At 51.2% G+C, this 12,130-nt stretch carries 10 protein-coding genes; 8 read left to right on the top strand and 2 right to left on the bottom strand.

Annotated features, from left to right (window positions below; translation table 11 throughout):
- The first annotated feature begins 284 nt into the window (after positions 1-284).
- Genes ACXAH4_RS13250 through ACXAH4_RS13215 form a run of 8 tightly spaced genes read left to right on the top strand, consistent with a single transcriptional unit; the run spans position 285 to position 7,426 of the window.
- Positions 285-1,223, top strand: a complete 939-nt coding sequence (locus ACXAH4_RS13250) for a chorismate transformation FkbO/Hyg5 family protein (protein WP_474882210.1) — start codon at positions 285-287, stop codon at positions 1,221-1,223.
- Between the two features lie 52 nt (positions 1,224-1,275).
- Positions 1,276-2,097, top strand: coding sequence for a lysophospholipid acyltransferase family protein (locus tag ACXAH4_RS13245; RefSeq protein ID WP_474868858.1), 822 nt, complete (start codon positions 1,276-1,278; stop codon positions 2,095-2,097).
- On the top strand, positions 2,094-2,348 hold the full coding sequence (locus tag ACXAH4_RS13240) for an acyl carrier protein (RefSeq protein ID WP_474843278.1): 255 nt from the start codon (positions 2,094-2,096) through the stop codon (positions 2,346-2,348). The genes ACXAH4_RS13245 and ACXAH4_RS13240 overlap by 4 nt, the downstream gene beginning before the upstream one ends.
- 4 nt (positions 2,349-2,352) lie before the next feature.
- A complete protein-coding gene (locus ACXAH4_RS13235; RefSeq protein WP_474882208.1) occupies positions 2,353-2,769 on the top strand; it encodes an acyl-CoA thioesterase in 417 nt (138 codons plus the stop codon).
- Positions 2,766-3,485: an outer membrane lipoprotein carrier protein LolA gene (locus ACXAH4_RS13230; protein WP_474882206.1), complete on the top strand. Its 720-nt coding sequence runs from the start codon at positions 2,766-2,768 to the stop codon at positions 3,483-3,485. Before ACXAH4_RS13235 ends, ACXAH4_RS13230 begins: the two co-directional genes overlap by 4 nt.
- Positions 3,486-3,491: 6 nt before the next feature.
- Entirely contained in the window at positions 3,492-5,837 is a 2,346-nt protein-coding gene (locus ACXAH4_RS13225) for an MMPL family transporter (RefSeq protein WP_474882204.1), read from the top strand.
- Complete coding sequence (fabG, locus tag ACXAH4_RS13220) at positions 5,830-6,561, top strand: 3-oxoacyl-ACP reductase FabG (RefSeq protein WP_474882202.1); 732 nt, start codon at positions 5,830-5,832, stop codon at positions 6,559-6,561. Before ACXAH4_RS13225 ends, fabG begins: the two co-directional genes overlap by 8 nt.
- Before the next feature lie 34 nt (positions 6,562-6,595).
- Positions 6,596-7,426: a hypothetical protein gene (locus tag ACXAH4_RS13215; RefSeq protein WP_474882201.1), complete on the top strand. Its 831-nt coding sequence runs from the start codon at positions 6,596-6,598 to the stop codon at positions 7,424-7,426.
- Positions 7,427-7,496: 70 nt separating this feature from the next.
- Here the strand turns inward: ACXAH4_RS13215 and ACXAH4_RS13210 are convergent, their stop codons facing one another.
- Together ACXAH4_RS13210 and ACXAH4_RS13205 are read right to left on the bottom strand one after the other, a co-directional pair.
- Positions 7,497-8,945, bottom strand: coding sequence for a TolC family protein (locus tag ACXAH4_RS13210; protein WP_474882199.1), 1,449 nt, complete (start codon positions 8,943-8,945; stop codon positions 7,497-7,499).
- Positions 8,938-12,120: an efflux RND transporter permease subunit gene (locus ACXAH4_RS13205; RefSeq protein ID WP_474882197.1), complete on the bottom strand. Its 3,183-nt coding sequence runs from the start codon at positions 12,118-12,120 to the stop codon at positions 8,938-8,940. Before ACXAH4_RS13205 ends, ACXAH4_RS13210 begins: the two co-directional genes overlap by 8 nt.
- Between the last annotated feature and the right edge of the window lie 10 nt (positions 12,121-12,130).

The raw sequence follows: 12,130 nt of genomic DNA, 5'->3' as shown, positions 1-12,130 counted from the left end.
TCTGCTGCACCGACAGGCCGGGTCAGATAAGCAATTGCGTCTTCAGCTTCACGGGTAAAAAGGGGAAAAGTATCAGGCATGAAAGAACTATTTACTGGTGTTCACGAATGGTAACAGCCATGGTAAACGGTGAGTCCATTCGCTTTATTTTCAATTTTCGCTAGTTTAAACTACCGCCAGATTAAAAACTAATTTTGTGTCACGGAATGATTACCTGCTGATATTTTTGCCATGTGAATGGCTGCCTCATTCCTGTTTGAAATTACACCACATCCAGTTGTCTCATGTTAAAACAGCATTTTTGTTCCACCCCCGCCAAAGCACTACAATCCCGTGAGGATGTTCTTGCGGTTATGCCTCTTATCAACCAGTGTGAACCTTTCGGGAACGGCCTGATTGCAACAGGGCTTGAAGAAGCGGGCTCTGATACAGTCAATGAAATGTGGACGGTGAAGGGCAATGTAACCCGTGGCCAGACCGGACGTTGCTACTGGTCTGAAACGGACGATGTGATTTGCGTAGCACGCTGGCTGACCAAAGATGAATGCGGCGATATTGAGCAACACACCCAAACCGCCTACGGGGCAATTCTGGGTGTGCTGGATGAGAAAGGATTCGCGCATCCGTTCCGCTTCTGGAATTATCTGCCGGCGATTAATGCCGGTGACGGCGACCATGAGGTGTATAAAAAGTTTTGCACCGGTCGTCTGAAAGCGTTTGAAGAAGCAGGTATTTCCCCTCAGGCTTTCCCCGCTGCATCAGCGTTGGGGCATCATAACGATGGTGCTGTATTTTATGTGTTCGCCAGCCGCGTTAAGCCACGGCACTACAATAATCACCATCAGGTGAACGCCTACGAATATCCCCGCCAGTATGGCATTTCCAGTCCCTCATTTGCCCGTGCTACAGCACTGACACTGAATGACTCTCACTTTTTATTTATCTCAGGAACGGCCAGCATTACAGGCCATCAGACACTGGGAGAGGGAGATATTGAGAAGCAGCTCACTGTGACCATGGGAAATATCAGCCATTTGCTTGATACAGCGAATCCGGAGCAGTGCCCGTTGTCAGCCTTTAAAGTCTATGTCCGTCACGAAAAGGATGTCGCCTATATCCGTGACTGGCTGAGCAGCCATTACCCTGACGTTGAAGCGGTGTACACTCTGGCCGATATCTGTCGTAAAGACTTGCTGGTTGAAATCGAATGTTTCTGTGTCTGAGCCGGTATCTGCCTCTGGAACAGCCTGGCGGTTGCCGCACCGGAGTGCTGGTATGCTGTTAGCTAAACTGCGCAAAAGCTGGCAAATCCTCAGCGCCGGTGTGAGTTATTCGCTGTTTGGCGTGGGGGCGTTGCTGGTCGGTGTTTTCTTCCGGCTGATGAGTCCTGTCACCATTATTTCGCCGGCTAAAAAGCAACGCATGATCCGTTGGTGTATTCATAAAGGGTGCCTGACATTTATTCGTATCATGCGATTTTTCGGCCTTATCCGGTATTCGTTCGATGTGGACTCTATGCACAAAGCCCGCCCCGGGCACATTGTTATTGCGAACCATCCGTCACTGATTGATGTGGTGCTGCTGCTTGCCGTGAATAAGCAGATGTGTTGTTTTGTGAAAAGCGCCATTTGGGATAACTTTTTTACCGGTGCGGTGGTGCGCCAGGCCGGCTTTATACCAAACAATGCTGAGCAGGTATTACCTATGGCGGCGGCCAAACTGGAAGCCGGGGAGAATATTCTGATTTTTCCTGAAGGCACGCGGACCAAAGAAGATAACGTTTTGCGCTTTAAAAGGGGAGCTGCCAATATGGCGGTGGCCGTTAATGCCTCCATCATGCCTGTGATGATAGAGTGCTACCCCCGGGCGCTGAAAAAGGGCGATAAATGGTATGATATCCCGGAAGGCGGCCCGGCATTTACACTGCGTTCAGGTGAATTACTGGCACTGGATGACTGCATAGACACTACGTTACCGCGACCTAAGCAGTACAGACATCTGACTCAGTTTCTGGAAAACTATTACAACAAACAGCTGTCTACAGAGACAACGGCCACGCCGGAACAGCTGGAAAATCAAAGAGGGAATGCGTTATGAATTCGGAAAAAGAAAATATCCTGGCACAGGTCAGAGACACCTTAGTCGACCTTTTCGAGCTGGAACCGGCGGAAATCGTGCCTGAAGCCCGTCTTTACGAAGACCTGGATATCGACAGCATTGATGCCGTAGATTTACTGGTTGACCTGAAAAAGACCATTAACGTAGAAATCTCTCCGTCTCAGTTCAAGCAGGTGAGAACCATACAGGACGTCGTTGACGTACTTGCTGAGTTGCCGGCGAAAGCATAAACCGATGAAAAAAAATCGCCTGAATATCGACATTCCTTTTTTCGATGTGGATGCGTACCGCGTGGTTTGGCACGGTAACTATCCTAAATACATGGAAATGGCCCGCTGTGCGTTGTTGTCTGAAATAGGCTGCCCGTACAGTGTGATGGAAGAGCAGGGGTTCTTTTTCCCCATCGTTGATATTCAGGTTAAATACATCAAGCCTCTGCTGTTTGAGCAAAAAGTCGTGGTGGAATCCTGGCTGACTGAATGGGAAAACCGCCTGAAAATCAGCTATGCCATCAAAGATCGTGATACCGGTGAGGTGTTCACTAAAGGCAAAACCACCCAGTTTGCGGTGGCTATGCCTGAGCAGATCACCCAGTACGAATCTCCGGCATTTCTCACTGACGCTGTCACTGAATGGATAAATAAACCATGAGCCGCCTTGCGTTCATCAGTTTGCTGACGGGACTGCTGACAGTGTTTCCGGCTATGGCGGATGAAGAACCTTCCGGGGAAGTTGAAGGCAAGGCCACCGAAGAGCAGTTACTCTCTTCCATGTTTCCTTCCGGCTGTCACTTTTCCGGCCAGTTTAGCCAGCAAAAATCTATGCAGGGCCTGCCTGTACCGCTTAAATCTGCCGGTGATTTTTATTATTCCTGCGATCTGGGACTGGTATGGCATACCAGCGAACCCTTCAGTGAAGCCATATTGTACGTGAACAGCACCAACAATTTCAGGGCTGAAGATGATGGCACATTAACGCCTCTCAGCGGCGTTGCCCGTTATATTATGTCGAACATTTTTGTTCGGTTGCTGAAAGGCGACACCGGCTATTTTACTGATGAATTTGCGGTCACTCAGGAACCGGACGGCACATTGTTACTTATTCCTGAAAGCGAGATGATGAGAAAGGGACTGGAAGCTATCCGTATCACCAAATCAGCGACCGCAGACGGAGATGTTCCGCAACCTGCCGTAACGATTAAAGTAACAGATGCAACCGGGCAAAATACGCAGGTGCTTATTGATCAGATTGAGGAATACAGTTTTGAGGGCAAGCGGAAAGCCTGGGAACAATGTGAAACCCTGTATTCCGGTAAAACAAACTGGTGTCGCGTTCTGCTTTCACCCGCCCGTTTCGACGCATTCTGATCAACGATGATGTCGTTTTTTCTCCGGTTATGCTTCATTGTTACCCTACTAGCCGGCGTGCTGTTTGTTGTTATCAATCCGCAGGCAGTGCAGATTGATACGAATCTCAACGACTTAAATCCGGATAAAGTACGCGACCCCGCCCTGCAATATGCCCTGGACGCGTTGACTGATGATATCAGCCAGCGTTTTATGGTGGTTGTGCAGAGCGATAACGATAAGCGCACTGAACAAGCTGCCCGTGCATTGCAAACGGCTTTGAATAGTGTGCACGGCCTGCACGTTGCCATTGATAATGAAATGCAGGCCGCATATTTGCCTGCTATTACACCCTTCAGGTTCAATTTTCTCAGTGATTCTCAACGGGAAGCTCTCAACGACAAAACCCCTGAACAACTGGCCGCAGCGGCGCAGCGAAAGCTTTATCAGTTGGGAGAGGGTGTCAGACTGGTTCCCTTTGAACAGGATCCCCTCGGCTGGTTTTCAGATTACCTTATCGGGATGTCGGCACGTCTTGAGCCGTCCATGGTGGCTGAAAAGCGCACCGCAGCCGTTACGTCATTCAGCGTGAGTTTCACTGATTTTCCCGCCGGTATGACGCAGCAGCATGCTGTTTACGAACAAATCAAAGCCGCAGAGCAGGCCGTCAGTGAAGAGTTTGATGTGTCCGTGCTGCATTCCGGGATGTTCTTTTTTGCTGTGGATTCAGCGCAGTCAGCCAAAGCGGATATTCAGCTTATTGCTGCAGGCTCAATAGCCGGCGTACTGGTGCTGATGTTGCTGGTTTTCCGTTCGTTATTACCGTTAACCCTGGCCCTTGGTTCCATTGCCGCCGGTGTGGGGGCCGGTATTCTCGCCAGCGTATGGGTATACGGTTCTGTGCATGTGCTGACCATTGTTTTCGGTGCCAGTCTGATTGGTATTGTGGTGGATTATTCACTGCACTATTTCTATCACTTCTTATCTGCCGCACAGTCTCCGGCGCAGCCAGCAAATGAGAAAGCCCGTGCCGGTAGTCATGATACCGTGTTGTACCGCGCCATGGTGCTGAGTGTGATTACATCGCTGGTGGGTTATGGTGCCCTGAGCCTGGCTGAACTTACTATTCTTAAGAAAATTGCTCTGTTTTCCTGTGCCGGGCTGGCCATGGCCTGGCTGAGCGTCATGTTGCTGGGGCCGTTAATAGTGCGCCGTCCCATCGAAGCCAGACAGCCGTTGCTGAAAACTGTAATTCGTTCCTGTCAGCGTGTCACTGCCCGACGACCCCGCGCTCTGGCTATTGCCGGACTCGCTATGGCGGTGATGAGTGCCTTGTACCTGTACGCCGGCGGACTGCAGGTGAATGACGATCCCAGACGCTTTTTCCATGTTTCTCCTGCCTTACTGGAGCAGGAGCAGGCTGTATCGGCGCTGACTCAGGTATACGAGCCCGGTCGTTATCTGCTTATCCGCGGGCAACAGCCACAACAGATTTTTGATGCACTGGACCGTTTGCTGACTTCTGAAGGTGTGCACCGCGATTCAGTGAGCAGCATCGCTGACTGGTTGCCTTCACCTGAAGCGCAAAAGGCGGATTATGCATTGCAGGCAAAACTTTACAGTGATGGCGGTGTGCTTGATGTATTTGCCGGCGCGCTGGGTTTACCGCCAGAGTCTGTTGCACCGGTAAAAGCGGCTTACGTTGACGGTGCCGGCAAGGTACTGGATTTCGCCGGTTTGTCTGAACGAGTTGATGGCCTTCCGCCGCTCTGGTCGGCAGGGAGCGGGGCCGCTGACAACAAAGAGATAATCAGTTTTGCTCTTATCCGCAAAAACAGTGATTTAGCTGCCATAGAAAAAGCGGCGGCTGCCATTCCTGAAATTGACTATGTGAATACCCTGGGCAATGCCACACTGGCACTGAAATCCCAGCGGGAAACCGGTGCCTTTTTACTGGTTATTGCCTACGGTCTGGTCGGACTGCTGCTGGCGCTCTGGTACCGCAGCGCCGGTGTACTCCGGTTGCTGCTTATTCCTGCATCTGCCAGCCTGATTGCCGTGGCACTGGTGACTCTCTGCGGTCAGGCCCTCAATGTGTTTCATGTCATGGCACTGTTTCTGGTGCTGGGACTTGGCATGGATTACATCATCTTTGCCCGTGAAATGGCGGACAAACCGGACACTACCCAACAAGCAATTTTGCTGTCTGCAGTAACCAGTCTGCTGTCTTTCGGCTTGCTGGCATTCAGCGATATGCCGGTGGTTCAGGCCTTCGGCAGCATTATTCTGATTGGAAATACGATTAATTTTATTGCGGCAATAAGCCTGTTTAACGGTGAGCCTGACAAGAAGGAAAAAGGATCTCATGTCTGAACAAAAAAGAATCCTAGTCACAGGAGCAAGCAGCGGTATCGGAAAAGCCACTGCCTACAAAATGGCTGCGCAGGGGTTTGCCGTAGTGGTACATTACCGCAGCGGTAAAGACGCTGCTGCCAAGGTGGTTGAGGATATTATTGCCGGCGGCGGCAGTGCCGTGGCCCTGCAATTTGATATTGCCGACAGAGACGGAACACGCTCCGCCATTGAAGCCGATATTGAACAAAATGGTGCTTATTACGGTGTGGTCTGTAATGCCGGTGTTACCCGCGATACTGCCTTTCCGGCCATGACCGGTGAAGAGTGGGATGGCGTGGTACACACCAATCTGGATGGTTTCTACAATGTGCTGCATCCGGTGATCATGCCCATGATCAGGCTGCGTCAGGGCGGACGTATTGTTACCCTGTCCTCGGTTTCCGGCCTGATGGGCAACCGCGGGCAAACGAATTACAGCGCGTCTAAAGCCGGCATTATCGGTGCCACTAAAGCGCTGGCTATCGAGCTGGGTAAAAGAAAGATCACAGTAAACTGTGTTGCACCGGGCGTCATTGAAACCGGTATGATTGAAGGGGCGGTGGCAGACGAAGCGAAAAAAATGATTCCCCTTGGCACCTTCGGTCATGTGGATGATGTGGCCAATACCATCGGCTTTCTGGTGTCAGATGAAGCCCGCTATATTTCCCGTCAGGTGATCAGCGTCAATGGCGGTATGTACTGATTTTGAAGTGAAGTGATCTCAACGAAATGGAGTAATGATGAGATATATAAAAACGGCCGTGATGGCAATCGGATTATCGGTAAGCGCCTTGTCTTTCAGTGCAATGGCGGAATTAGGCCCTGAAGAACAGAAGCTGGCGGACATGATGCTTTCCGGCGATATGGTTCAGTTAAAAACGGCGTCAAAACGTATATTCAGTAACAAAATTGCTGATCCTGAATTACTGGATATTGCTGCGGCTATTCTGCTGAAGAAATATCCCCATGCGGTGCGCAGTGATGTGGACTCCCTGGCGTGGCTGGCACGTGCCATTGGTGCATCTGAAAATGGCCGCTACTACGGCGTGTTGTCTGAAGTGGTGGAAAACACACAGATAGACAAGCTGGAACGCCATGCTGATACCGCTCTCGACGAGTTGCCGGGTGCAGAGGGAGAGCAGTTTGTGGCTGGCATGTACACGTTGCCGGAAGATCTTTACAGCAAAGAGGCCGATGCAGACGTAGTCAGTCGTCTTAAAGAGATGATGCTGGCCGGCGACCTTGCCAGTCTGAAACGGGCGGCACAGGAGATGTCATCAAAGGAACTTCGCAGCGAGGCCCTGTGTGATTTAGCCGCGGAAATATTACTGAGAAACTATGCCACAGCACAGAAGAATCAGGCGGATACTTTTGCCTGGCTGACCAATGCTATCGGCCGCAGCGGAATGGCGCGCTACCGCGATGCATTGCGGGAAGTGGAAGAGCACAGCGAAATCAGAAAGCTGCGCCGCTATGCAGAGTCGAACCGTGATGAACTCAGTGAAGAAACAACAGAACAGTACCGTAAAGGCATGATTGATATTCCTCTGCCGGACTATGCATTCTGAGCAAAGCAGCCTGAAAAAAGCGGACAACGAATTGTCCGCTTTTTTGTTTCCGGCAAGGTTTGGCTAAGCCTTAGCTGCGCCAGCCGCCGCCCAGCGACTGATACAGCTCCACCAGTGCAGTGAACTGCTCTTTGCGGGTATCAATCAGTTCACTTTTCGCTTCCAGTGACTCCCGCCGTGCCAGCAACACTTCCAGGTATTCACCACGGGCAGAGGCGAACAGTTTGTTGGCAATATTCACCGACGCTTCGAGCTGCTCAATCTGGGCTTGTTTTGCTGCATAGCTGTTGCTCAGGTTATCCAGTGCAGATAAGCGGGTGGAAACCTCAGAAACTGCCCTGACAACGGTGTACTCGTATTCGTAGGCAGCCTGAATCTGCTCAGCACTGGCATTCTTATACTCAGCTTCAATTGCACGGCGGTTGATCAGCGGCGCAAAAATATCGCCGGACAGTGACCAGGCAACAGATTCCGGTGTGTCCAGAAGATACCGGGTATCAAAGGACTCCAGCCCCACACCGGCTTTCAGCGCGAAAGACGGATAGAAGTTGGCGCGGGCAACGTCGATATTCAGCTTCGCCGCCTGCAGTGTCAGCTCAGCCTCACGAATATCGTTGCGGTTGGTAAGCAGTTCAGACGGCACGCCGGCAGAGGGCTTTGTCAGTGATGCTGTCATCAAACGTTCAGCGTTACGCGCAATGGGCTGGGGAGGCCGACCCAGCAGCAAATTAAGCTTGTTCTCAGTGGCAGCAATTTCCTGCCTGACCTGATACCGCTCGCTCTTATTCTTATTCACTTCAGCCGCAAAGCGGGTGAGTGGTAAAGACGAAGAGCGGCCATAGTGCTTAAGTTGCTCAAGGGTATTGAGCACATGTTGCTGAATGTCGATATTGGCATCCAGATTCGCAAAATGGTTATCCAGCGCCAGCAACTCGTAGTAAGTGCGGGCCACTTCCGCCACCATTTCAGTGACGAAGAACTTGCGGCTTTCAATACTGGCCAGATATTCCAGTGACGCCACCTTAGAGGCGTCACGGAGTTTATGCCAGACATCCAGCTCCCAGGAAGCATTGAGACCAAGACGGAGGTTCGCCAGCGGATCAGGAAATTCCCTCTCTTCGCGGATAGCCAGTTGCTTTTCCACTGCGCCGTCACGGGTATATTCACCGGCTTTCTCCACGCCGGCTTCAGCACCGGCAGACACCTGAGGCAGGTATTCCCCTTCTCTGGCATACACCTCATTGGCCGCCATATTAATGCGTTGCAGCATCATGGCGACTTCCTGATTGTTTGCCAGCGCAGTGTCTACCAGCGCAATAAGATCCGGGTCGTTAAACCAGTCTTCCCAGTTTATATTCACCGGCGTCTCTGTCGCTTCAGGTGTGAATTGTTCCGGCATCGCCACACTGGCGTCACGGGTTTCGATATCAGGTATTGCACAACCCTGCAGCAGTAAAGCCGCACTTACCGCGACAACAAGCGGTTTCAGACTAAGGGTAAAACAGCGTGATTTAGTCATTGTCACTCTCCTTATCGTTGTAGTGGTAAGTTTCGGTGAAGGGCAGCTGGTCTTCATTTTTGATGAGAGATTTACCGTCGCCCAGTTTGGCGAATAAATAGTAAAGGCCCGGGATCACCAGCACGCCGAAGACTGTGCCTGTTACCATACCGCCCAGCGCAGATGAACCGATTGTACGGTTGCCCACTGCACCGGCACCGGTAGCGATAACCAGCGGGATCAGGCCGGCAACAAAGGCGAAGGAGGTCATCAGAATTGGCCGGAACCGGGCGGTTGCCGCTTCCACTGCCGCCTCTTTAACAGACAAGCCCTGTTCTTTTTTCTGCACGGCGTATTCCACTATCAGTACGGCGTTTTTACCCAGCAGACCTACCAGCATAACTAGACCGAGCTGGGCATACACATCGTTTGCCAGACCCATCATTTTCAGCATGGCCAGCGAGCCGAAGATACCGGTTGGCAAGGCAAGAATAACGGCAAAGGGTAACAGCAGACTCTCGTATTGCGCTGCCAGTACAATGTACACGAACAACAGTACCACCACGAAAATCACCACCGCTTCATTGCCCCGTCTGGCTTCATCAAATGACAAACCTTCCCAGCCAATGTCGTATCCCCGTGGTAGTGTTTCCGCTGCCACTTCTTCCACAGCCTTAATGGCATCTGCAGAAGTGTAACCGGCAGCCGGTTCAGCGCGGATGGCCGATGAGGTATACAGGTTGTAGCGGGTGATCTCGTTAGGACCTTCGGTTTTGATTAATTTCATGAACGCAGAGTAGGGCACCATTTCCCCTTCTTCATTCCGCACGTAGTAATCCAGCAGATCGCTGGGATAACGGCGGTATTCAGGGGCTGCCTGAGTGTACACTTTGAAGAAGTTATTAAAGCGGGTGAAACCCTGCTCATAAGTACTGCCGATCAGGATATCGAGGTTTTCCATTGCCGCTTTAATTGAAACGCCTTTTTGCATGGCGGCCTGGTTGTCGATTTCGATTTTGTACTGGGGATAATCCGCGGCATAGAAAGTAAACAGTCCTTTGAGCTCTTTACGCTTACCCAGTTCAGCAATGAAGTCTTTGTTGATGTCATCGAATTCATGGTAATCCGTGGTGTTAGTCTTATCCAACAGACGGAACGACAGGCCGGATGAGGCACCGTAACCCGGCACAACAGGGGGTTCGAAATACTCAATGACCGCACCGAGGTGGTGGGCCTTCTCTTCCAGTTCCTCAATGATTTCCGGAATAGTCTGCTCACGGTCTGCCCAGTCCTTAAGGTTAATCAGACAGGTACCGGCGTTGGACCCCCGTCCTTCTGTCAGGATTTCATAGCCCGCCAGCGAAGATACCGAAGACACGCCTTCAATTTCCAGCGCCATTTCCTGCAATTCTCTGGCAACTTTGTTGGTTGCTTCCAGTGTACTGCCGGGGGGCGTCTGGATAATGGCGTAGATTTGTCCCTGATCTTCACCGGGAATAAAACCTGCCGGTAAGTTAGCGTTTACTCCCACGGTACCGGCAACAAAGGCTACCAGTAAAACGGCGGTTACCGTGCGACGGGTAACCACAGCCCGTACCAGACCCGTGTAGCGACCGGTAACTTTATCAAACACGCGGTTGAAGCTGTTGATGAACATACTTACCTGCGTGCGTTTCTGTGGCTGACCGTGATGATTCTTCAGCAACATGGCGCACAATACCGGTGTCAGTGACAGCGCCACAATACAGGAAATGATAATGGCAGATGCCATGGTAATGGAGAACTGACGGTAGAAAACGCCCACCGGACCGGTCATGAAGATAAGCGGAATAAACACCGCCACCATCACCAGGGTAATAGCAATAATCGCACCGCCCATTTCGCCCAGAACCTGCCGGGTGGCGTTGTAGGGCGTGATGGCTGCATCATTTTCCATTTTTGCATGCACGGCTTCCACCACCACAATGGCGTTATCCACCACAATCCCGATAGCCAGAACCATCGCAAACAGGGTGATAAGGTTGATATTGACGTCGAAGGCCTGCATACAGAAAAAGGTACCAATCAGCGATACCGGTACGGCGATGATGGGAATGAGGGTAGAGCGCCAGTCACCGAGGAAAATAAACACCACCAGAGACACCAGCACGAATGCTTCGGCCAGTGTATGCAGTACCTGCTCAACAGACGCATCAAGGAATTTGGATACATCGTAGTTGATTTCGTATTCCATGCCCGGCGGGAAGGTATCCTGCAGCTCTTCCATTTTGGCTTTCACCTGCTCAATCACGTCACTGGCGCTGCTGCCGTAACTTTGTTTAAGCACAATGGCTGCTGAGGGATAGCCGTCTTTGTTGGAGTAAATATCAAAGAATTCACTGCCCAGTTCCACGTCGGCCACATCACCCAGTTTCAGCAATTTACCGTCGGAGTCTGCGCGGATAATGATATTCTTGTATTCTTCCGGTTTGTTGTACCGGCCTTCATACACCAGTACATATTCCTTGGACTGGGCACTTAAACCTGAGCTTCGTCCCAGACGGCCCGGCCGTCCTATCAGGCTCTGCTCGTCCATGGCCTCCATAATTTCCTCAGTGGAAATATTGTAGGCCCGCATGCGGTCAGGTTTCAGCCACACTCGCATGGCGTACTGACGGCTACCCAGAATTTTAGCGCTGGCGATACCGTTCACACGCTGAATTTCAGGAATGATATTGATGTTGGAATAGTTATAGAGAAACTTTTCATCCGCATCTTTATCCGTGCTGAACACGTTGATATACATCAGCATGCTGGGTTGCACGCGGTTTACCACCACCCCCTCAAGCTGAACGAGTTGCGGCAGACGGTTTTTGATCTGATCAAGCCGGTTCTTCACGTTCATCAGTGCCTGATTAGGATCTACACCCAGCTCGAAAATTACCTGAATCGTGGCTTCACCGGCGCTGGTGGCGTCAGACACAATGTACTTCATGCCCGGCACACCGTTAATGGAGCGCTCAATAGTGACCAGAGAGGACTTTACCAGCACATCAGCATTGGAACCCGGGTATGCCAGAGAGATCAGCACCCGTGGCGGGGCAATATCCGGATACTGGGATGTAGGTAAAGAAAAAATCGACAATACGCCCAGAAACACAATCATGAGCGACAGCATAATGGCCATGACAGGCCGCTTTATAAAAACTCCAAACATAATCGCGACC

The sequence above is a fragment of the Alteromonas sp. ABV2_168 genome (assembly GCF_056161165.1).
Note: the sequence above shows the minus strand (reverse complement) of the source record. Positions and strands in the feature narration are given on the sequence as shown.